We start from the raw sequence: 24,707 nt of genomic DNA, 5'->3' as shown, positions 1-24,707 counted from the left end.
AACGGTCAGGAATCGGTTCCGTCAAGCGCCAGCCTGACGAGGGCGTCGGTGTCGAGGTCGTCGAGGTCCAGGTCCTCGTCGGTGGACTCGTCACCGTCGCCGCCGTCGGCGTCGGCGAGGTTGAGCAGCAGGTCCAGCAGCCCGGCCTCCCGCAGGCGGGTCAGCGGGATCGCCGCGAGCGCCTGCCGGACGGCCGCCTCCGCCGGGTCGCCGCCGTCCGCCTGTGCCCCCTCGGGCAGCAGGCCGTCGAGCAGGTTCTCGGCGAGCACGGCCGGGTTCGGGTAGTCGAAGACGAGGGTCGCTGGCAGCGGCAGGCCGGTGGCCCCGGTCAGCCGGTTGCGCAGCTCGACCGCCGTCAGCGAGTCGAACCCGAGCTCCTTGAAGGCGCGCTGCGGCTTGACCCGGTCCGTGCCCGAGTGGCCGAGCACGGCGGAGGCGTGGGTGCGGACGAGGTCGACCAGGTGCCGGACCCGCTCGGGTCGGGGCAGCGTGAGCAGGTGCTCCCGCAGGGCGTCCACGGCCCCACCGGGCTGCTGCTGCCCGGCCTGGGCGTGCAGCGCCTCGCGGGCCTCGGCGATGTCGTCGAGCAGCGGCCGGGGGCGGGCCGAGGCGTACGCCGGGGCGAAGACCGCCCAGTCGACGTCCACCACGGTCAGCGCCGCCCGGGGCAGGCCCACGGCGTACCGCATGGCGTGCACGGCGTCGGCCGGTGCCATGGCGGTCAGGCCACGCCGGGCCAGCAGCTGCTGGGCCTCGCCGGTGGCCATGCCGCCGTCGGCCCACGGCCCCCAGGCCACGGAAGTCGCCGGCAGGCCCCGCCCGCGACGCTGCTCCGCGAGCGCGTCCAGGAAGGCGTTGCCGGCGGCGTACGCGGACTGCCCGCCGCTGCCCCACACCCCGGCGATGGAGGCGAACAGCACGAACGCGTCCAACGGCCGGTCGCCGAGCAGCGCGTCCAGGTGCACCGCGCCGGCGACCTTGCCGTCGAGCACCCCGGCGAACGCGGCCAGGTCGGTGTCGGCGATCAGGCCCGGCTCGCCGGCGCCCGCCGCGTGGACCACGGCCGTCAACGGCGCGGGGTCCTCGTCCAGCCGGGCCAGCAGTGCCGCCACCTGGTCGCGGTCGGCCACGTCACAGGCCACGACCGACGCCCGTACGCCCCGCGCGGTCAGCTCGTCGCGCAGCTCCGTCGCCCCGGGGGCACGCTCGCCCCGGCGGCTGGTCAGCACGACGTGCGCGGCGCCGTTGGCCGCCGCCCACCGGGCGACGTGGGCGCCCAGGGCGCCGGTGCCGCCGGTGACCAGCACCGTGCCGGACGGCCGCCACCGCTCCGCCGTGTCGGGGGCGGCGGGTGCCGCCCGGACCAGGCGGCGGACGAACACCCCGGAGGGGCGTACGGCCAGCTGGTCCTCGTCGCCGGCGCCGGTCACCACCCGCGCCAGCCGGTCCCACGCCGTCGCGTCGACCTGCTCGGGCAGGTCCACCAGTCCACCCCAGAGCTGGGGGTGTTCCAGGCCCGCCACGAGCCCGAGGCCCCACAGCCCGCTCTGGGCGACGCCGTGCACCGCGTCCCCGTCGCCGGTGCTGACCGCGCCCCGGGTCAGGCACCACAGCCGGGTCGTCGCCCCGGCGTCGTGCAGGGCCTGGAGCAGCAGCAGCGTGGCGGCCGTCCCGACCGGTACGGCCGGGTGGGCGGGGTGCGGCTGGTCGCGGAGGCCGAGCAGGGACAGCACGCCGGTGACGGGCCCGTCGGCCAGCGCGTCGGCCAGCCGGCGGGCGAGTTCCGCCCGGTCGGTGCCGACCGGGTCGACGGTCAGCCGGACCACGTCGGCACCGACCTCGGCGAGGGCCTTGGTGACCGCCTCCGCGCGGGTGCCGTCCGTCAGGTCGTCCTCCGCCGTCACGAGCAGCCACACGCCGGGCCGCGCCGGCTCGGCGGTGATGTCGGTCCGCTTCCAGCCGACCCGGTACGACCACGCGTCCACGACCGCCCGCCGCGTACGCGCCCGGTGCCAGGTCGACAGGACCGGCAGGGCCGGGGTGAGGGCGTCCAGGGCGGCGCCGTCGTCGCCGAACTGCGTGGCGAGGGCGCTCAGGTCGCCCTGCTCGACGGCGGCCCAGAAGTCGGCATCGACACTGTCGGTCGTCCTCGTACGCGGCCGGCTCACCGGCTCCGGCCAGTAGCGCTGGTGCTGGAAGGTGTACGTCGGCAGGTCGACCCGCCGCGGCCCGCTGTCGGTGAACCACTCCTGCCAGGTCACCGGCACGCCGTGCACGTGCAGTTCCGCCAGCGCGCCGAGCAGCGCCTGGGCCTGCGACCGGTCCCGACGCTGGGTGGCGACCGCCAGGACGTCGTCGTCGTCCGGCAGGATGTCCGCCGCCATCGCGGTCAGCACGCTCTGCGGGCCGATCTCCAGGAACGTGTCCACCCCGGCGGCCCGCAGGGCGGTGACCCCGTCGGCGTAGCGGACGGCCTCGCGGACGTGGCGCACCCAGTAGTCGGCCGTGCGGATCTCGTCGGCGTCGGCGAGCGCCCCGGTCACGTTCGACACGACCGGCAGCGCCGGCGCGGCGAACGTCAGCCCGGCCAGGACCGTCCGGAACTCGGCGAGCATCGGCTCCATCAGCGGGCTGTGGAACGCGTGGCTGACGGCGAGCCGGCGCGTGCGTACGCCCCGGTCCCGCCAGTCGCGCTCGATCTCGTCGAGGGCCTCCACCGCGCCGGACACGACGATCGACGTCGGCCCGTTCACCGCCGCGACACCGACCCGGTCGGTCAGGCCGGCGATCGACTCCGTCACCGCGTCCTCGTCGGCGGCCACGGCCAGCATCCCGCCGCCGGCCGGCAGCGCCTGCATCAACCGGCCCCGCGCGGCCACAAGCTGGCACGCGTCGGCCAGGGACAGCACCCCGGCCACGTACGCGGCCGTCACCTCGCCGATCGAGTGGCCGGCGACCATGTCGGGCACGATGCCGAACGACTCCACGAGGCGGAACAGCGCCACCTCGACGGCGAAGAGCCCGGCCTGCGTGAAGACGGTCTGGTCCAGCAGTTCCGCCTCTTCCGTACCCGCCTCGGCGAACAGCACCTCCCGCAGCGCACCCGGCAGCAACGGGTCGAGGTGTCCGCACACCTCGTCCAGGGCGGTGGCGAACACCGGGAACGCCTCGGACAGCTCCCGGCCCATGCCGGCGCGCTGCGCGCCCTGGCCGGAGAACACCAGCGCCAGCTGGCCCCGGGGCCCACCCGGGCCCACGAAGACCCCGCCGGAGGGCTCACCCGCCGCCAGCGCCGCCAGGCCCGCCAGCAGCTCGTCGCGGCCCGTCCCGGCCACCACCGCACGATGTTCCAGCACCGACCGGGACACCACGCTCGACCACGCCACGTCCAGCGGACGTACGCCGCCGTCGGCGGCCAGTGAGCTCGCCCAGCGGCCCGCCTGCGCGGCCAGCGACGCGCCGTCGCGGGCCGACAGCAGCACCGGCACCAGCGGCGGTACGTTCCCGGCGACGATCTCGCCCTCGACCAGCTCGGCCGGCGGCTGCTCGATGATCACGTGCGCGTTCGTGCCGGAGATGCCGAACGACGACACCGCCGCCCGACGCGGCCGGTCCACGGCCGGCCACGGCGTCGCCTCGGTGGTGAGAGCGACCGCCCCGGCCGACCAGTCCACGTGCGGCGACGGCTCGTCCACGTGCAACGTCGACGGGACGACGCCGTGCCGCATCGCCATGACCATCTTGATCACACCAGCCACACCGGCGGCAGCCTGCGTGTGCCCGATGTTCGACTTCACCGACCCCAACAACAGCGGCCGATCCTGCGGACGCTCCTGCCCGTACGTCGCCAACAACGCCTGCGCCTCGATCGGGTCGCCCAACGTCGTGCCCGTGCCGTGCGCCTCCACGGCGTCCACGTCGGCCGGGGTCAGGCGCGCGTTCGCGAGGGCCTGCCGGATCACCCGCTGCTGCGACGGACCGTTCGGGGCCGTCAGGCCGTTGGACGCGCCGTCCTGGTTCACCGCCGTGCCCCGCACGACCGCGTAGATGCGCCGGCCCTCGCGCTGGGCGTCAGAGAGGCGCTGCACCAGCAGCACGCCGACTCCCTCCGACCAGCCGGTGCCGTCGGCCGACGCGGCGAACGACCTGCACCGGCCGTCGGCCGACAGGCCCCGCTGCCGGGAGAACTCGATGAACGTGCCCGGCGTCGCCATCACCGTCACACCACCGGCCAGCGCCAGATCGCACTCACCCGAGCGCAACGCCTGCACCGCCAGGTGCAGCGCCACGAGGCTCGACGAGCACGCCGTGTCGACGCTGACCGCCGGGCCCTCCAGCCCGAACGTGTACGCCACCCGACCCGACAGCACGCTGCCCGAGTTGCCGGTGCCGACGTAGCCCTCGACCTCGCCGGCCAGCTCCATCAGCCGGTTCGCGTAGTCGTGGTACATGACGCCGGCGAAGACGCCGGTCCGGCTGCCCCGCAACCGCTGCGGGTCCAGCCCCGCCGACTCGAACGTCTCCCACGACGCCTCCAGCAGCAACCGCTGCTGCGGGTCCATGGCGAGGGCCTCGCGGGGCGAGATGCCGAAGAACGCGGGGTCGAACGCGCCGGCGTCGTACAGGAAACCGCCGTGCCGGGTGTACGACGTCCCGGGGTGGTCCGGATCGGGGTGGAAGAGCGTGTCGAGGTCCCAGCCGCGGTCGGCCGGGAACTCGCCGATGCCCTCCCCGCCGGTGCTGACCAGCTTCCACAGCTGCTCGGGTGACTGGACGCCGCCGGGGTAGCGGCAGGCCATGCCCACGATCGCGATCGGCTCGTCGGCGTCGCCGCCGGCCGGCTCGTCGGAGACGACGGCGGCGAGCCGTTCGCCGACCAGTTCCGCGTACACGTGGGCGGTCAGGGCCTGCGGGGTCGGGTAGTCGAACACCAGGGTCGAGGCCAGCCGCAGGCCGGTCGCGCCGTTGACCCGGTTGCGCAGCTCGACGGCGGTCAGCGAGTCGAAGCCCAGCTCCCGGAACGCCCGGTCCGCCGGCACCGCCTCGGCGCCGCCGTGCCCCAGCACCTGCGCGACGAGACCCCGCACCAGCTGGTCCACCTCGGTGAGGCCGTTCTCCTCGCTGAGCCTGGCGAGCCGGTCGGCCCAGCCGTCACCGCCCTTGCCCGCCTGGCGGCGGGTGTTCGCCGTGCCGATGAGGACCCGCAGCATCGGCGGCACCATCCCGCCGGAGGCCGCCGAGCGCAGCGCGGGCACGTCGATCACGGCCGGCACCAGGGCCGGCCGGCCGGCGCCCAGGGCAGCGTCGAACAGCTCCAGACCGGTCCGGGCGTTCATGCCCCGGAGGCCGGCGCGCGCCGAGCGGGCCCGCTCGACGCCACCGATCGACGCGGCCATGCCGGCGGTGTCCCACATGCCCCACGCCAGGCTGACCGCGGGCAGGCCCGACTTGCGCCGCCACACCGCCAGCCCGTCCAGGAACGCGTTGGCCGCCGCGTACGCCGACTGCCCCGGCGAACCCAGCACCCCCGCCACCGACGAGAACACCACGAACAGGTCCAGATCCGGCGCGAGGGACGCCGTCGCCTCGTGCAGGAACCAACCCGCCGACACCTTCGGCGCCAACACCCCGGCCAGCCGCTCCGCCGTCAGCCCCTCCACGACACCGTCGTCCAGGACACCGGCAGTGTGCACCACACCCGCCAGGCGACCCTCGGCGCCGATCTCCGCCACCAGGCCGAACACCTGGTCCCGGTCCGTCACGTCACAGGCGACGATCCGCACGTCGGCGCCCAGCGCGGTCAACCGCCCGGCCAGCTCGCCGGCACCCTCGGCCTCCGGGCCGCGCCGCGACACGAGCACCAGCGAGCGCACGCCGTGCACCGACACCAGGTGCTCCGCGACCAGCGCACCGAGCGCACCCGTACCGCCGGTCACCAGCACCACGCCGTCACCGACGGCCGGTGCCTGCGCCGACGCCGGGACCACCGCACGGACCAGGCGCGGCACGAAGACCTCGCCGCCACGGACGGCCACCTGGCCGCCGGTCGGGTCCGCCGCGTAGCGGGTCAGGGTGCCCAGCACGCCGGGGTTCACGCCACGGTCCACGTCGGCCAGGACGATGCGGCCCGGGTGCTCGGACTGCGCCGAGCGCAGCAGACCCCACACCGCCGCGGCGGCCGGATCCGTCACCTGGTCCTCGTCGCCGACGGACACGGCACGTCGGGTGACCACCACCAGTTTCGACTCCGCCAGGACGTCGGCGGCCAGCCACGCCTGCACGAGGCCCAGCACGTCCGCCGTCATGGCCCGGGCCCGCTGCGCCGTGTCGACGTCGCCGGCGTCCGGCCCGGTCGGCGTGAACAGCAGTCGGCGCGGCGGTGTGGTGCCGGTGTCGATCGCGGCCAGCAGCTGCCTGATCGTCTCGGCGGAGGGACCGCCGGGATCGCCCGGCAGGGCCGGACCGCCCAGCACCGCCCAACCCGAGACGTCGTCGACCGGTTCGGTCTCCTCCGCCTGCCAGACCACCTCGAACATCGACCGGGACGCCACACCCGCCGTGGCCGTGCCAGCCAGCTCACGCAGGACGAGGGAGTCCACCGACACCACCGGCGCGCCCACCTCGTCGCACGCCACCAGCCGCACGCCGGCGCCGCTGCGGGACAACCGGACCCGCAGCACCGTGGCACCGGCGGCGTGCACCTGCACGCCCTCGAACGCGAACGGAACCCGTGGCCCGCCCGGCTCCTCGCCCAGCAGCAGGGCGACCGGGTGCAGGGCCGCGTCCAGCAGCGCCGGGTGCACCCCGAACCGGTCGATGCCCGCCACCGCGTCGTCCGGCAGGACCACCTCGGCGAACACCTCGCCGTCGCCCACCCACGCGCGTCGCAGACCCTGGAACACCGGCCCGTACGCCAGGCCGCGCGCGACGAGCGCCGGGTACCAGCCCGCCAGGTCGACCTCGGTCGCGCCGACCGGCGGCCAGGTGCCCGTCCTCGGCTCGTCCGCCGTCGCCGGCTCCAGCACACCCTCGGCGTGCTGGAGCCAGCCCGCCTCGGGGTCGTCGTCGGGGCGCGAGTAGACGGCGACGGGACGCTGCGACGCCTCGCCCGCCGACACCCGGACCTGGATCCGCACGGCGCCCGCGTCGGGAAGCACCAGCGGCGTCAGCACCGCCAGGTCACGCAGCCGGGACACGCCCGCCTCGTCGCCCGCGCGCACGGCCAGTTCCACCAGCGCCGTGCCGGGGACCAGCGGCACGCCCGAGACCACGTGGTCGGCCAGCCAGGGGTGGGTGGCCAGCGACAGCCGGCCGGTCAGCACCACCTCGTCGTCGCCGGCGAGGTCGACCGCCGCGCCGAGCAGGCCGTGCCCCGCCACACCGAGGCCCGCGCCGCTGACGTCACCGGCCCGCAGCCGCCCCACCGCCGGCCAGAACCGCTGCCGCTGGAACGGGTACGTCGGCAGGTCCACCGGGCGGGTCGCGGTGCCCGGCAGGAGGTCGGTCCAGGTGACCGGCGCGCCGTGCACGTGCAGCTCCGCCAGCGCGTTCATCAGCGACACAGGTTCCGGGCGGCCCGGGCGCAGGCTCGCCACGACGGCCGCCGGGAGGGTTTCGCCGTCGTCGGGCAGGCAGCCGCGCACCATGCCGGCGAGCACCGCGTCGGGGCCCAGTTCGAGGAAGACCCGGACGTTGCGCGTACGCAGGCTGGCGACCCCGTCGGCAAACCGGACGGTCTCGCGCACGTGCCGGACCCAGTAGTCGGGGGTGCCGATCTCGTCGGGGTCGGCGATCTCGCCCGTCAGGTTCGACACGATCGGCAGGGCCGGCCAGTGGAACGTCAGGGTGTCGAGCACCTGCCGGAACTCGCGCAGCATCGGCTCCATCAGCGGGCTGTGGAAGGCGTGGCTGACGTTCAGCCGGCGGGTGCGTACGCCCCGGTCCTGCCAGGTCCGCTCCACCTCGTCGAGGGCCCCGACCTCGCCGGAGACCACCACGGCGGTCGGGGCGTTCACCGCCGCGACGCCGAGCCGGTCGGTGAGCCCGGCCAACGACTCCACGACGGCCTGTTCATCGGTGCCGACCGCGAGCATCCCGCCGCCCTGCGGCAGGGCCTGCATGAGCCGGCCACGGGCCCCGACCAGCGCGCAGGCGTCGGCGAGGCTGAACAGGCCGGCGACGTGGGCGGCGGCCACCTCGCCGATCGAGTGCCCGGCCACCAGGTCCGCCCGGACGCCGAACGACTCGACCAGCCGGAACAGGGCCACCTCGACGGCGAACAGCCCGGCCTGGGTGAAGACGGTCTGGTCCAGCAGCTCCGCCTCCGGCGTGCCCGCCTCGGCGAACAGCACCTCGCGCAGCGGACGGGGCAGGTGCTGATCCAGGTGCCCGCACACCTCGTCGAGGGCGGCGGCGAAGGCCGGGTGGGCGTCGTACAGCTCGCGCCCCATGCCGGGACGCTGGGCGCCCTGGCCGGAGAAGAGGATCGCGGTGCGTCCGCCGCGGGCCACGCCGTGGACGACGGCGGCCGAGGGCTGCTCGTCGGCCACCGCGTCGAGGGCGGTGAGCAGGTCCTCGCGCTCCCGGGCCAGCAGCACCACGCGGTGTTCGAAGGCCGTGCGGCGGGTGGCGAGCGCGTGGGCGACGTCGGCGAGCGTCAGGTCCGGTTCGTCGTCCAGCAGGCCCCGCAGCCGGCGTGCCTGCTCGCGCAGGGCGGCGTCGTCGCGGGCCGACAGGACGCACGCGACGAGGTCGACGTGGGACGTCGCGGGCGGCCCGACGGGCGGCGGGACGAACTCCGGCGCCTGCTCGATGATCGTGTGCGCGTTGGTGCCGCTGATGCCGAACGACGACACGGCGGCCCGGCGCGGCCGGTCGACGGCCGGCCACGACCGGGCACCGGTGAGCAGGGCCACCGACCCGGCGGTCCAGTCGATGTGCGGCGACGGCTCGTCGGCGTGCAGGGTCGGCGGCAGCATCCCGTGCCGCATCGCCAGCACCATCTTGATCACCCCGGCGACGCCCGCCGCCGCCTGGGCGTGACCGATGTTCGACTTGATCGAACCGAGCCACAGCGGCCGGTCCTGCGGCCGGTCCTGCCCGTACGTGGCCAGGAGGGCCTGCGCCTCGATCGGGTCGCCCAGCGCGGTGCCCGTGCCGTGCGCCTCGACGGCGTCGACGTCGCCCGGGGTCAGCCGGGCGTTCGCCAGCGCCTGCCGGATGACCCGCTGCTGCGCGGGACCGTTCGGCGCGGTCAGGCCGCTGCTGGCCCCGTCCTGGTTCACCGCGCTGCCCCGCACGACGGCGAGGACGCGGTGACCGTTGCGCTGCGCGTCGGAGAGGCGCTCCAGCAGGAGCATGCCGACGCCCTCGGCGAAGCCGGTGCCGTCGGCACCCGCGCCGAAGGCCTTGCACCGACCGTCGGGCGACAGGCCGCGCTGCCGGGAGAACTCGGTGAGCATGCCGGGGGTGGACATCACGCTCACCCCGCCGGCGAGCGCGAGCCGGCACTCGTCCTGCCGCAGCGCCTGGGTGGCCAGGTGCAGCGCGACAAGCGACGACGAGCAGGCGGTGTCGACGGTGACCGCGGGACCTTCGAGGCCGAACAGGTAGGAGATGCGTCCCGAGGCGACGCTTCCCGCGCTGCCGTTGCCGACGTAGCCGTCCACCTCGTCGGTCGTTCCGGCGGCCTGGGAGGCGTAGTCGTGGTAGATGAGCCCGACGTAGACGCCGGTGCTGCTGCCCCGCGCCGAGTGCGGGTCGATCCCCGCCCGTTCGAAGGCCTCCCAGGACGTCTCCAGCAGCAACCGCTGCTGCGGGTCCATGGCCAGCGCCTCCCGGGGCGAGATCCCGAAGAAGGCGGCGTCGAACTGGGCGGCGTCGTGCAGGAAGCCGCCCTGGCGGGGCACGGACGTGTCGTCCCCGCCGCTGGCCCTCAGGTCGTCCAGGTCCCAGCCCCGGTCGGTGGGGAACGGCGAGATGACGTCGGCGCCGGCGGTGACCACCTGCCAGAGCTGCTCGGGGGTCTGCACCTCGCCGGGGAAGCGGCAGGCCATGCCGATGATGGCGATCGGCTCGTCGAGCGCGGCGGCCGTACCGACCGCGGCCGGGCGGACGGCGTCCGAACCGCCGCCCAGTTCCCGGTCGAGGAAGTCGGCGAGCACCGCGGGGGCCGGGTGGTCGAACGCCACGGTCGCGGGCAGCCGCAGCCCGGTCGCGGCGGAGAGCCGGTTGCGCAGTTCGACGGAGGTGAGCGAGTCGAAGCCCAACTCCTTGAAGGCGCGGTGGGGGTCGACGTTCTCCGCGGAGCGGTGCCCGAGCACGCTGGCGACGTTCGTGGCCACCAGGTCGATCAGGTGGTTGCGCCGCTCGGCCGGGCTGAGCATCGCCAGGCGGTCCCGCACCGACGCGGTGTCGGCCGTGCCCCGACCCACCGCGCGGCGAGCCGGAGCGGAGGTGCGGACCAGGTCACGCAGCAGGCTGGGCACGGTGCCGCCGGCCGGGCGCGCGCTCGCCGGCGGCAGGTTCATGAGTACGAGGTGGGCGCTGCCGCGCTGCCGTGCCGCCTCGAAGAGCGCGACGCCCTGCTGGTCGGTCAGCGGGGCGCTGGTGGCGCGGATCGCCTTGCGGTGGTCGTTGCCGTGCAGGTGCGCGGTCATCGCGCTGCTGGTGGCCCACAGTCCCCAGGCGAGGCTGGTGGCGGGCAGGCCCTGCTGGCGGCGGTGCTGCGCGAGGGCGTCGAGGAACGCGTTCGCCGCCGCGTAGTTGCCCTGCCCCGGCGAGCCGAGGGTGGCCGCCACGGAGGAGAACAGCACGAACGCCGACAGGTCCAGGTGCGCGGTCGCCTCGTGCAACGCCCAGCCGGCGTCCACCTTCGGCGCCAACACCGTACGCAGGGCGGACTCGTCCAACGAACCGATGGTCGCGTCGGCGATCACGCCTGCGGTGTGCACCACCGCAGTCAGCGGGTGCGCCGGGTCCACCAGTTCCAGCAGCCGGGTCACCTGCCGGGGGTCTGTCACGTCGGCGGTGCCGGCGGTGACCCGGGCACCGGCCCGGGTGAGCTCCTCGACCAGGTCCTGGTACTGCTCGGGGCCACGGCGCGAGGCCAGCAGCAGGTGCCGCGCCTGACCGGTGGCGACGAGGTGCCGGGCGAACACCCGGGAGAGGGCGCCTCCCGCGCCGGTGAGCAGCACGGTGCCGTCGGGGTCGGCGGGCGCGGGCACCCGCAGGACGACCTTGCCGATGTGGCGGGCCTGGCTGATGTGCCGCAGCGCCTGCCGGGCCTGACGCACGTCCCACGCCCGTACGGGCAGCGGACGCAGCGCGCCCCGCTGGAACAGGTCGAGGATCTCGGTCAGCATCTCGCCGATCCGCGGGTGTCCGGCCTCGTTCAGGTCGAACGCGCGGTAGCTGACGCCGGGGTGTTCGATGGCGACCGTCTCCGGGTCGCGCACGTCGGCCTTGCCCATCTCCACGAACCGGCCACCGCGCGGCAGCAGCCGCAGCGACGCGTCGACGAACTCACCGGCCAGGGCGTCGAGCACCACGTCGACCCCGGCGCCACCCGTGGCCGCGCCGAAGGTCTGCTCGAACTCCGTGGTCCGCGACGACGCGATCCGCTCCCCGGCCGCCCCCAGGCCCCGCAGCACGTCCCACTTGCCGGGGCTGGCGGTGGCGTACACCGTCGCGCCCCAGTGCCGGGCGAGCTGGATGGCGGCCATCCCGACGCCACCGGCGCCGTTGTGGATCAGCACCGACTCGCCCGCCCGCAGGCCGGCCAGGTCGCGCAGCGCGTAGTACGCGGTCAGGAACACCACCGGCACCGACGCGGCCTGCGTGAAGGACCAGCCGTCGGGGATCTTCGCGACGAGGTCGCGGGCGGCGACCACCTCGGGGGCGAAGGCCGGCTCGAACATGCCGAGCACCCGGTCGCCGGGCGCCAGGTCGGTCACGCCGGGGCCGACCTCGACCACGACGCCCGCACCCTCGCTGCCCATCACCGCCGCCGGATCCGGATACATGCCCAGGCCGATCAGCACGTCCCGGAAGTTCACCCCGGCCGCGCGCACCGCGACGCGCACCTGCCCGGCGTCCAGGGCGACGGGCGTGGCGGGCACCATGCCGATCCCGTCGAGGGTGCCGGGGCTCACCGCGCCGACCTGCCACAGCCCGGCCGGCGCGACGAGTTCCTCGGCGGCCGGACCAACGGGCCGGCCCAGGCGCGGGGTGCGCACCTCGTCGCCGCGTACGGCCACCTGGCCGCCGGTGGCCGACGGGTCCTCGGCCACCGCGGCCAGCACCGCGAGGACAGCCGGGGTGAGCGCGCCGTCGACGTCGGCGAGGACGATCCGGCCCGGGTGCTCCGACTGCGCCGAGCGCAGCAGGCCCCAGACCGTCGCGCCGGCCAGGTCACGCAGCGCGTCGGCCGGTGCGGCGAGCACCGCGCCGCGGGTCAGGACCACCAGCTTCGTGTCGGCCAGGGCCTCGGCGGCCAGCCAGGAGCGCAGCACGTCCAGCACCTGGGCGGTGACCGTGCCCACCAGGTCGGGCAGTCCGGAATCCGGCGTGTCCGCCCGGACCGGGAGCACCAGCGCGCGGGGCGCCTCGACCATGCCGCCGGAGATCGCCGTGACCAGGTCGTCGACGGTCGGGAACGCCGGCGTGGACAGGTCCGCCGGCACCTCGGTGTCGCCGAGCAGCATCCAGCCGGTGACGTCGCGCGCCGGCGTGACCCGCTCGGGCTGCCACGTCACCTCGAACAGCGCCCGCTCGGCGGGGTCCTGGCCGGCGGACGCGGTCATCTCCCGCAACGCGAGCGCGTCCACCGACACCACGGGCGCGCCCGACTCGTCGCCGGCCACCAGCCGCACCCGGGAACCCGTCCGGGTCAACCGCACCCGCAGTACCCGGGCCCCGGAGGCGTGCACCTGCACGCCCTCGAAGGCGAAGGGCACCCGCGGCCCGCCGGAGCGGTCCGCCAGCAGCAGCCCCACGGGGTGCAGTGCGGCGTCCAGCAGCGCCGGGTGCACGGCGAACCGGTCGGTGTCGACGGTCGCCTCGTCCGGCAACGCCACCTCGGCGTACGCGTGGTCGCCAGCGGCCCACAGCCGGCGCAGCCCCTGGAACGACGGGCCGTAGGTCAGGCCCCGCTCCGCCAGCGCCGGATACCAGCCGGCGAGATCCACCTCGGGCACCCCGGCGGGCGGCCAGGCGCCCACCTCCGGCTCGTCGGCTGCGGGCTCCAGCACACCGTCGGCGTGCCGCGTCCAGTCGGCCTCCGGGTCGCCGTCGGGCTGCGAGTGGACCGCCACCGACCGGACGCCGGAGCTGTCGGCCGCGCCGACGCGTACCTGCACGCGGACGGCACCGGCGGCGGGCAGCACGAGCGGCGCCGCCACCGTCAGCTCGCGTACCCGCGACGCGCCCATCTCGTCGCCGGCGCGCACCACCAGCTCCACCAGCGCGGTGCCCGGCGCCAGCACCGCACCGCCGACCACGTGGTCGGCCAGCCACGGGTGCGTCGACACCGACAGCCGGCCGGTCAGCACGACCTCGTCGTCACCGGCGAGGCGCACCGCCGCGCCGAGCAGCGGATGTCCCGCCGCCCCCAGGCCCGCGCCCGACACGTCGCCGCCGGCGGAGTGGTCCACCGCCGGCCAGAACCGCTCCCGCTGGAAGGCGTACGTCGGCAGGTCGACGCCGGTGGCGCCGGAGCCGGCGAACACCGCCGCCCAGTCGACGGGCACCCCGGCGACGTGCAGGTCACCGAGCCCGGTCAGGAGCTGGTGCGGCCCGTTCTCGTCGCGGCGCAGCGAACCGACCACGACGCCCCCGTCGACGGCGCCGGTGGCCTTCTCCAGCGCGTCCTGCACCACCACCTTCAGCACGGGGTGCGGGCTGACCTCGACGAAGACCCGGAAGCCCTGGTCGATCAGCTCGTCCAGCACCGGCGCGAGCCGGACCGGTTCCCGCAGGTTGCGGTACCAGTAGCCCGCGTCGAGCTCGGCGGTGTCGATGGGCTCACCGGTGACCGTCGAGTGGAAGGCCACCCCGGTCGAGCGGGAGTCGACCGTGCCGAGCGCCGCCACCAGGTCGTCGCGTACGGCGTCGACGTGGTCGCAGTGTGAGGCGTAGTCGACGGCGATCGCGCGGGCCCGGATGTCCCGCTCGGCGCAGTGCGCGAGCAGTTCGGCGACCGACGCCGCGTCACCGGAGACCACGGTCGCGGCGGCGCCGTTGAGGGCGGCCACGGAGAGGGTGCCCCGCCACCGCGCGATGAGCTGCTCGGTGTCGGCGGCCGGCAGCGGGACGGAGACCATGCCGCCCCGGCCCGAGATGGCCAGCAGGCCACGGCTGCGCGCCACGACGAGCCGTACCGCGTCGGCGAGGGTCAGCGCGCCGGCCGCGCAGGCCGCGGCGATCTCACCCTGCGAGTGCCCGACGACGGCGGCCGGCACGACGCCGCACGAGCGCCAGAGCTGGGCGAGGGACACCATGACGGAGAAGAGCACCGGCTGGACCACGTCCACCCGGTCCAGGGGCGGGGCGCCGGGCGCCTCCCGGAGCACGTCGGTGAGGGACCAGTCCACCAGCCGGGACAGCTCCTCGGCGCACTCCCCCATCCGCTGCCGGAAGACCGGCGAGGTCTCCAGCAGGTCGAGGGCCATTCCCTTCCACTGGGAGCCCTGGCCGGGGAAGACGAAGACGACCTTCGACGCCGTGTCCGCGCCGGCCGGCGTGCCGTCGGCGGAGGCGAGGGCGGCCAGTCGGGCGGCCGCGTCGTCCCGGTCGGCGGCCACGACGACCGCCCGGTACGGGTGGTGGGCCCGCTGGGCGGCCAGGGAGAACCCGAGGTGCCGCAGGTCCATCTCGGCGTCGCCGGCCAGCCGTTCGCCGATCCGGGCGGCCTGCGCCCCGAGCGCGCGGGGGCTGCGGCCGGAGACCAGCAGGGGTACGGCGGCGGGGCCGACCAGGCCGGGGAGGTCCCCCGCCGGCGGGGTCGTCGCCGGGGCCGGCTCGTCGGGCGCCTGCTCGATGATGGTGTGCGCGTTGGTGCCGCTGATACCGAACGACGACACGGCGGCCCGGCGCGGCCGCTGCACCGCCGGCCACGGCCGGGCCTCGGTGAGCAGGGCGACCGCCCCGGCGCTCCAGTCGACGTGGGGCGACGGCTCGTCCACGTGCAGGGTCGGCGGCAGCACGCCGTGCCGCATCGCCAGCACCATCTTGATCACGCCGGCCACCCCGGCCGCGGCCTGGGAGTGGCCGATGTTCGACTTGATCGAGCCGAGCCAGAGCGGCTCGGCGTCGGCGCGGTCCTGCCCGTAGGTGGCCAGCACCGCCTGCGCCTCGATCGGGTCGCCGAGGACGGTGCCGGTGCCGTGCGCCTCGACGGCGTCCACGTCGGCCGGGTTCAGCCGCGCGTTCTCCAGGGCCTGCCGGATCACCCGCTGCTGCGACGGGCCGTTCGGGGCGGTCAGCCCGTTGGACGCGCCGTCCTGGTTGATCGCGGAGCCGCGCAGTACGGCGAGCACCCGGTGCCCGTTGCGCCGGGCGTCGGAGAGGCGCTCCACGAGCAGCATGCCCACGCCCTCGGACCAGCCGGTGCCGTCGGCGCCGGCGGCGAACGCCTTGCACCGCCCGTCCGGGGCCAGGCCGCCCTGCCGGGAGAACTCGGAGAACATGCCGGGCTGCGCCATCAGCGCCACCCCGCCGGCCAGGGCCATGTCGCACTCGCCGCCGCGCAGCGCCTGGGCGGCGAGGTGCAGCGCCACCAGCGACGAGGAGCAGGCGGTGTCGACGGTGACCGCCGGGCCTTCGAGGCCGAACATGTAGGCGACCCGGCCGGAGGCGACGCTGCCCGCCGTCCCGGTGAGCAGGTGCCCTTCGAGGCCGTCCAGGTCGTCGCGTCCGCTGGTGGCGTAGCCGGAGGAGGCGGCCCCGATGAAGACACCGGTGGCGGTGCCGCCGAGGGCGGCGGGGTCGATGCGGGCGTACTCGAAGCTTTCCCAGGCGGTCTCCAGCAGCAGCCGCTGCTGCGGGTCCATGGCGAGGGCCTCGCGGGGGCTGATGTTGAAGAAGCCGGCGTCGAAGTCGGCCGCGTCGTAGAGGAAGCCGCCCTGGTCGGTGACGGTGCCGCCGGCCTGGTCGCCGTCGGTGCCGTACAGCCGGTCGAGGTCCCAGCCGCGGTCGGTGGGGAAGCCGCCGATGGCGTCGGACCCGGAGGTGACGAGCTGCCACAGCTGCTCGGGGGTGGCGACGCCGCCCGGGTAGCGGCAGGCCATGCCGATGATGGCGATCGGCTCGTCGGCGTCGGCGGTGACGACCGTACGGACGGTGGTGCCGGCGCCGGTGGCCCGGCCGAGCTGCGCGAACAGGTGCTCGGCGAGCCGGGCCGGGGTGGGGTGGTCGAAGGCCAGCGTGGCGGTCAGGCGCAGCCCGGTGGCGGCGCCCAGCCGGTTGCGCAGCTCCACCGAGGTCAGCGAGTCGAAGCCCAGGTCCTTGAAGGCGCGGGCGGCGGGGACCGCCTGTGCCGAGGCGTGCCCCAGCACCGTGGCGGCCTGGCCGCAGACGAGGTCGACGAGCGCCTGGCGGGCGTCCGCCTCGGACAGGCCGTCGAGCCGCTCACGCCACGACGCCCCGGCGCTCGGCCGGTCGGTGGCGGTGCGGCGTCGGCCACCGCCGCGCAGCAGGTGCCGCATCAGCGGCGGTACGCCGCTCGCCTCGCCGGTGACGTGGAGGCGGGCCGCGACGACGACCGGTTGCACCGCCGGCAGGGCGGCGTCGAAGAGTTCGGCGCCCTCGGCCGGGGAGAGCCGGCTCATCCCGACCCGCCGCAGCCGCTGCTGGTCGTCGCCGTCGAGGTGCGCGGTCATCGTGCTGTCGGTGGCCCACATGCCCCAGGCGAGGCTGGTGGCGGGCAGTCCCTGCTGCCGGCGGTGCTGCGCGAGGGCGTCGAGGAACGCGTTCGCGGCGGCGTAGTTGCCCTGCCCCGGGGAGCCGAGGGTGGCCGCCACGGAGGAGAACAGCACGAACGCCGACAGGTCCAGGTGCGCGGTCGCCTCGTGCAATGCCCAGCCGGCGTCCACCTTCGGCGCCAGCACCGTACGCAGGGCGGACTCGTCCAACGAACCGATTGTCGCGTCGGCGATCACGCCTGCGGTGTGCACCACCGCCGTCAACGGGTGCGCCGGGTCGATCCCGGCGAGCAGCTCGGTGACCTGCGCGGGGTCGCTGACGTCGACGGCCACGGCGGTGACGTCGGCGCCCGCGTCGGTCAGCTCCCGGACCAGGGTGGCGTACGCGTCGTCCCGGCCGGGTGCGCGGCGTGAGGCCAGCAGCAGGCGGCGGGCCTGGCCGGTGGCGACGAGGTGCCGCGCGAGTACGCCGGCCAGGGTCCCGGCCGCGCCGGTGAGCAGCACGGTGCCGTCGGGGTCGGCGGGCGCGGGGATGCGCAGCACCACCTTGCCGATGTGGCGGGCCTGGCTGACGTGCCGCAGCGCCTGCCGGGCCTGACGCACGTCCCACGCCCGTACGGGCAGCGGGCGCAGCGCGCCCCGCGCGAAGAGGTCGAGGATCTCGGTGAGCATCTCGCCGATGCGGGTGCTGCCCGCCTCGTTGAGGTCGAACGCGCGGTACGTCACGCCCGGGTGTTCGGCGGCGACCGTCTCCGGGTCGCGCACGTCGGCCTTGCCCATCTCCACGAACCGGCCACCGCGCGGCAGCAGCCGCAGCGACGCGTCGACGAACTCACCGGCCAACGCGTCGAGCACCACGTCCACCCCGGCACCGCCGGTGGCCGCGCCGAAGACCTGCTCGAACTCCGTGGTCCGCGACGACGCGATCCGCTCCCCCGCCACCCCCAGGCCCCGCAGCACACCCCACTTGCCGGGGCTCGCCGTCGCGTGGACGGTGGCGCCGAGGTGGTGGGCGAGCTGGATGGCGGCCATGCCGACGCCACCGGCGCCGTTGTGGATCAGCACCGACTCGCCGGACCGCAGCCCGGCCAGGTCGCGCAGCGCGTAGTACGCGGTCAGGAAGACCAGGGGGACGGACGCCGCCTGGGTGAAGGACCAGCCGGCGGGCATCTTGGCGATGCGCTGGCGGTGGGCGACCGCCTGCGGGCTGAACCCGAGCTCGAACATGCCCATCACCCGGTCGCCGGGCGCCAGGTCGGTCACGCCGGGGCCGACCTCGACCACGACGCCCGCACCCTCGCTGCCCATCACCGCCGCCGGATCCGGATACATGCCCAGGCCGATCAGCACGTCCCGGAAGTTCACCCCGGCCGCACGCACCGCGACGCGCACCTGCCCGGCGTCCAGGGCGACGGGCGTGGCCGGCACCGGCCCGATCCCGTCCAGGGTGCCGGGAGTGACGGGGGCGAGGTGCCACGGCCCGGACGGCGGGGTCAGCTCGTCGCCCACCGGCCGCGCCAGCCTCGGCACGAGGGTGCGCTCGCCGCGCACCGCGAGCTGGCCGCCGGAGACAGACGGGTCGACGGCGGCGCCGGCCAGCACGGCGAGGGTCGCGGGGGTCAGTTCGCCCTCGACGTCGGCGAGGACGATCCGCCCCGGGTGCTCCGACTGCGCCGAGCGCAGCAGGCCCCAGACGGCGGCGGCGGCCAGGTCGGTGACCTGGTCGTCGTCCCCGGCGGCCACCGCGCCCCGGGTCACCACCACGAGCTTCGTGTCGGCCAGCGGCTCGGCGGCGAGCCAGGACCGCAGCACGTCCAGCACACCGCCGGTGACCGTCCGCACGGCCTCCGGCACGGCGACGCCGGGTTCGCCGGCGGGCACCGTCAGCAGCACCTGCCGGGCGGTGGCCCCGCCCGCCGCCAGGGCCGCCACGTCCGCGAAGACCGGCACCTCCGGCAGCGCGTCCGATGCCGGCCGGCCCAGCGCCGCCCACCCCGGAAGGTCGTCGACGCCGTCGATCTGCTCGGCCTGCCAGGCCACCTCGTACAGCGACCGGGCGGCACCGCTCCGGGTCGCCGTCGCGGTCATCTCCCGCAGCACCAGGGAGTCCACCGACACCACCGGCGCGCCCGAGCCGTCGCAGGCGACCAGCCGCACCCCGGAGCCGTCCCGGGTCAGCCGCACCCGCAGCGTCCTGGCGCCCGAGGCGTGCACCTGCACGCCCTCGAACGCGAACGGCACGCGGGGGCCGCCCGCCGGCTCCGCCGCCAGCAGCAGGGCCACCGGGTGCAGGGCGGCGTCCAGCAGCGCCGGGTGCACCCCGAACGCGCCCGCGTCGCCGGCCGCGCCGTCCGGCAGCGCCACCTCGGCGTACGCCGCACCGTCGGCCGTCCAGGCCCGCCGCACGCCCTGGAACACCGGCCCGTACGACAGGCCGTGCTCCGCCAGCGCCGGATACCAGCCGGTCAGGTCCACCTCGGTCGCGCCCGCCGGCGGCCACGCGCCGACGCCCGGCTCGTCGGCCGACACCGGTTCGAGCACACCGTCGGCGTGCCGCGTCCACTCGGAGTCGTCGTCGTCCTCGGGCTGGGAGTACACCGACACCGACCGGACGGCGGAGTCGTCGGCCGCGCCGACGCGCACCTGCACGCGTACCGCACCGGACTCCGGCAGCACCAGCGGCGCCGCCACGGTCAGCTCCCGTACGCGCGACGTGCCCACCTCGTCGCCGGCGCGCACCGCCAGCTCGACCAGTGCGGTGCCCGGCACCACCACGGCACCACCGACCACGTGGTCGGCCAGCCACGGGTGCGTCGACGCCGACAGCCGGCCGGTCAGCACGACCTCGTCGTCACCGGCGAGGCGCACCGCGGCGCCGAGCAGCGGGTGCCCCGCCACGCCCAGGCCGGCACCCGACACGTCGCCGACGCGCCACGGCACCACCTCGGGCCAGAACCGCTCCCGCTGGAAGGCGTACGTGGGCAGCTCCACCCGCCGCGCCCCGGTGTCGGCGAACCACTCCTGCCAGGCGACCGGAACGCCGTGCACGTGCAGCTCGGCCAGCGCCGCCAGCAGCGCCTGCGCCTGCGGCCGGTCCCGGCGCTGGGCGGCGACGGCCAGCACGTCGTCGTCGGGCAGGGCGTCCGCCGTCATCGCGGTCAGCACGCTCTGCGGGCCGACCTCCAGGAACGTGTCGACCCCCGCGTCCCGCAGGGCCGCGATCCCGTCGGCGTAGCGCACCGCCTCACGCACGTGCCGCACCCAGTAGTCGGCGGTGCGGATCTCGTCGGCGTCGGCGAGCGCCCCGGTCAGGTTCGACACGATCGGCAGCGCGGGCGCGGCGAAGTCCAGCCGCTCGACGATGCCGCGGAAGCGCTCCAGCACCGGCTCCATCAGCGGGCTGTGGAACGCGTGGCTGACGGTCAACCGGCGGGTACGCACACCCCGGTCCCGCCAGGCCCGCTCGACCTCGTCCAGCGCGTCGACGGCGCCGGAGACCACGACCGAGGTCGGGCCGTTCACCGCCGCGACGCCGACCCGGTCGGTCAGCCCGGCGATCGACTCGACCACCGCCGCCTCGTCGGCGGCCACGGCGAGCATGCCGCCGCCGTCGGGCAGCGCCTGCATCAGCCGGCCCCGCGCCGCCACCAGCAGGCAGGCGTCCTGGAGGGACAGCACCCCGGCCACGTGCGCCGCGGCGATCTCGCCGATCGAGTGCCCGCCCACGAAGTCCGGCACCACGCCGAACGACTCGACCAGGCGGAACAGCGCCACCTCGACGGCGAACAGCCCGGCCTGGGTGAACGCGGTCTGGTCCAGCAGCTCCGCCTCGGCGGAACCCTCGGGAGCGAACAGCACCTCCTTCAGCGGGCGCGGCAGCACCCGGTCCAGGTGCCTGCACGCCTCGTCGAGCGCGGCGGCGAAGACGGGGAACTCCGCGTACAGCTCCCGACCCATGCCGGCGCGCTGCGCGCCCTGGCCGGAGAAGAGCACCGCCAGCGGACCCCGGTCCCCGGCCTGGCCCGTGACCACCGTGCCCGACGGCGCTCCCGCCGCCAGGGACTCCAGGCCCGCCCGCAGGCCCGCGCGGTCCTCGGCGAGCACCACCGCACGCCGGTCGAGCGTCGAGCGGGACACCACCGACGACCAGGCCACGTCGAGCGGGCGCGGCTCCTCGTCGTCGCCCAGCCAACGGGCCAGCCGGTCGGCCTGCGCGGACAGCGCGGCCGGCTGCGCGGCGGAGAGCAGCACCGGCGCGACGACGGGTCGGCGCGACGGCGCGGCCTCGTCGGCTGCCGGGTCGGGGGCCGGGGCCTGCTCCAGGATCAGGTGGGCGTTCGTGCCGCTCATGCCGAAGGACGACACGGCGGCCCGGCGGACGTGGTCGCCGCCCGCCCAGGGGCGCGCCTCGTCCAGCAGGGACACGGCCCCCGTCGACCAGTCGACGTGCGGGGACGGCCGGTCCACGTGCAGGGTGGGCGGCAGCACGCCGTGCCGCATCGCCATCACCATCTTGATGACGCCGCCGGCGCCGGCCGCGGCCTGCGGGTGGCCGATGTTCGACTTCAGCGACCCCAGCCACAGCGGCCGGTCGGCGGAGCGTCCCTGGCCGTACGTGGCGAGCAGCGCCTGCGCCTCGATCGGGTCGCCCAGCCGGGTGCCCGTGCCGTGCGCCTCGACCACGTCCACGTCGGACGGGCTGAGCCGGGCGTTCTCCAGCGCCTGCCGGATGACCCGCTGCTGGGAGGGGCCGTTGGGGGCGGTCAGGCCGCTGCTGGCGCCGTCCTGGTTGACGGCGCTGCCCCGGATCACCGCCAGGACGGGGTGACCGTTGCGCCGGGCGTCGGAGAGCTTCTCGACGAGCAGCATGGCGACGCCCTCGGACCAGCCGGTCCCGTCGGCGTCGGCGGAGAAGGCCTTGCACCGGCCGTCGGAGGCGAGCCCCCGCTGGCGGGAGAACTCGACGAAGGCGCCGGGCGTGGCCAGCACGGTGACGCCGCCGGCCACGGCGAGGGAGCACTCGCCGTCGCGCAGGGCCTGACCGGCGAGGTGCAGGGCGACCAGCGACGAGGAGCAGGCGGTGTCGATCGTGACGGCCGGGCCCTCCAGCCCGAAGGAGTACGCCAGCCGGCCGGACATGACGCTGGCGGCCGTGCCGGTGAGGACGTAGCCCTCCGTGCCCTCGGGCAGTTGCCGCAGCACCGACGTGTAGTCCTGCCCGGCGGTGCCGACGAACACCCCGGTACGGCTGCCCCGTACCGACGCGGCGTCGATGCCGGCCCGCTCGAAGACCTCCCAGGTCACCTCGAGCAGGAGCCGCTGCTGCGGGTCCATGGCCAGCGCCTCGCGCGGCGAGATGCCGAACAGGGTCGGATCGAACAGGCCGGCGTCGCGCAGGAAGCCGCCCCGGTTGCTGTAGGTGGTGCCCTGGTGGTCCGGGTCGGGGTCGTAGAGCCCGTCGAGGTCCCAGCCCCGGTCGTCGGGGAACGTGCCGGTGGCGTCCACCCCGCCCGCGACCAGCTCCCAGAGGTCCTCCGGCGAGGCGACCCCGCCGGGGAACCGGCAGGCCATCCCGACGATCGCGATCGGCTCGGCGTCCTCGTTCTCCAGCTCGGTCAGGCGCCGGCGCGCCAGGCGGAGCTCGGAGGTCACCCACTTCAGGTGTTCGAGGAGCTTGTCTTCGTCCGCCATGACCCACCCGCCCAGAGCTTGCTATCGATCGGAATCTGCCGATTCGTTGACCACACCACCGCCGACGGACCGGCTTCGTGCACAGGTGGGTGGAGACATGGCCGTCCGGCCAACGATCCCGACACCTGCTCCTGATTCCGGTTGTCGTGCCTGCTCAGGCGCCCGCCACGCCGGGCCGTCCCGCCGACACATGCCCGCCACCGTGACTGGACGGTACTGAGCGCCCATCACGCGCCCAACCCCTAGAGAACCCCTGATCGACCGGCCCGTGAGGACCGTCGCGGCGGGTCCCGGACAAAGCGGTGACCAGCATCGCGACGGCGCTCAGGCGGGCTGTCCGGCGGCCGCCGGCAGGATGCGGCGCAGCCGCCCCGGAGGCGTCGAGCGGCGACGCCACTCCCGTGGGTAGCCCACCGAGACCTCTTCGAACCGGACCCCGTCGTACCAGGTGGTGCGCGGGATGTGCAGGTGGCCGTAGACGGCGACGCGGGCGTCGAACCGGACGTGCCAGTCGGCGGTGGCCTCGGTGCCGCACCACTGCGCGAACTCCGGGTACCGCAGGATCCGGGTGGGTTCGCGGACGAGCGGGAAGTGGTTGACCAGGACGGTGGGCAGCCCGTTGCGTTCGGCAGTGAGCCGGCGCTCGGTCAGGGCCAGCCGCGCCCGGCACCAGGCGTCGCGCGTCGGGTACGGGTCCGGATGCAGCAGGATCTCGTCGGTGCAGACCACGCCGACCTCGTGGGCCCGCGCCAGGGCCTGCTCCTTCGTGTACGTCCCGGCCGGCCGGAAGCTGTAGTCGTAGAGCAGGAACAGCGGCGCGATCAGGACCGGGTCGTCGCCCTGCGGGTCCCAGACGGGGTACGGGTCCTCCGGAGTCACCACCCCGAGCCCGCGGCACAGCTCCACCAGGTGCTGGTAGCGCGCGTCTCCCCGCAGCTGGATCGGGTCCTCGCGGGGGGTCCAGAGCTCGTGGTTGCCGGGGGCCCAGATCACCTTGGCGAACCGGTTGCTGAGCAGTCCCAGCGCCCACTCGATGTCGGCGACGAACTCCCCGACGTCGCCGGCGACGATGAGCCAGTCGCCGTCGCGCTCCGGCCGCAGCCGCTCGACGATGGCCTTGTTCTCCGCGTGGACCACGTGCAGGTCACTGATGGCGAGCAACTGAGGCAGGCCGGATCCGGCCATGCGGACCTCCCGTCCATCCGGGGTACCGCACGCACCCACATCCGTACCGCTCGGCTGCCGGTGGGCAGGGCGAGACGGCCTGACGGGCTCCGACCCTACGGAGCCGGGCCCGCACCGGCACACCCCTAGACGGGGTCCGTGCACCCCTAGGCAGCCGCGCCTGCCCGACGGTGCCGGTCAGGCGTCCGGCGCCGTCGGGTGTCCCTTTCCCCGGCCCGTCCCGCCCGGGGGCCGGGCAGTGTCCGCTCAGGACTTGCCGAACTCCCGCTGGATGATGTCGAAGAGCTCGTCCCGGCTCGCCGACTCCAACTCCTGCGTGGCGGCCGGCGCGGGTGCGGTGGCGGCGGGTCGTCCCCGCCACCGGGCCAGCAGGTCCTCCAGCCGACCGACGACCGCGTCGTCGACCTGGTCGCCCGGCAGCCCGCCGAGGAGCTTGTCGAGGCGTTCGATCTCGGCCACGATCGGCAACGCCGGCTGCTCGGGCGCCAACTCGGCCCGCAGGTGACCGGCGAGCGCGTTCGGGGTGGGATGGTCGAAGACGAGGGTGGCGGGCAGTCCGATGCCCGTGGCGGCGGTCAGCCGGTTGCGCAGCTCCACGGCCGTGAGTGAGTCGAAGCCCAGTTCGAGGAAGCCACGGGCGGGCCTGATCCCGCTCGGCGTGGCGTGTCCCAGCACCGCCGCGGCGGTGCCGCGGACCAGGTCGAGCAGGATGCGGTCGCGCTCCGGCCCGGAGGCGGCGGCGAGCCGCTCGCGCAGCGCCGACGCCGCGCCGCGGTCCTCGCCCTTCGGCGTCTCCTCGGCCTGTGCGGGCTGCGCTTCGGGGATGTCGGTGAACAGACGCGACGGACGCAACGCCGTGAACGACGGCACAAAACGATCCCACCGCACATCCGCCACCACCACCTGCGACTC

The 24,707-nt window shown here is 75.7% G+C and carries 3 protein-coding genes; all 3 read right to left on the bottom strand.

The genetic code is table 11. From position 1 onward, the window contains the following. Positions 1–5 precede the first annotated feature (5 nt). Positions 6–22,610 (bottom strand): type I polyketide synthase, encoded by a 22,605-nt coding sequence (locus tag AB0B83_RS24405; protein ID WP_357580115.1) that lies wholly within the window; start codon positions 22,608–22,610, stop codon positions 6–8. A gap of 324 nt (positions 22,611–22,934) precedes the next feature. Further along, complete coding sequence (locus tag AB0B83_RS24400) at positions 22,935–23,795, bottom strand: metallophosphoesterase (protein WP_357580114.1); 861 nt, start codon at positions 23,793–23,795, stop codon at positions 22,935–22,937. A 246-nt stretch (positions 23,796–24,041) separates the two neighbouring features. Continuing rightward, the coding region (locus tag AB0B83_RS24395) for a phosphopantetheine-binding protein (RefSeq protein ID WP_357580113.1) at positions 24,042–24,707 on the bottom strand (666 nt) is incomplete at its 5' end.

Source organism: Micromonospora sp. NPDC049060 (assembly GCF_040649055.1).
GTDB lineage: Bacteria > Actinomycetota > Actinomycetes > Mycobacteriales > Micromonosporaceae > Micromonospora > Micromonospora reichwaldensis.
This window is presented reverse-complemented; position numbering and strand designations above follow the sequence as displayed.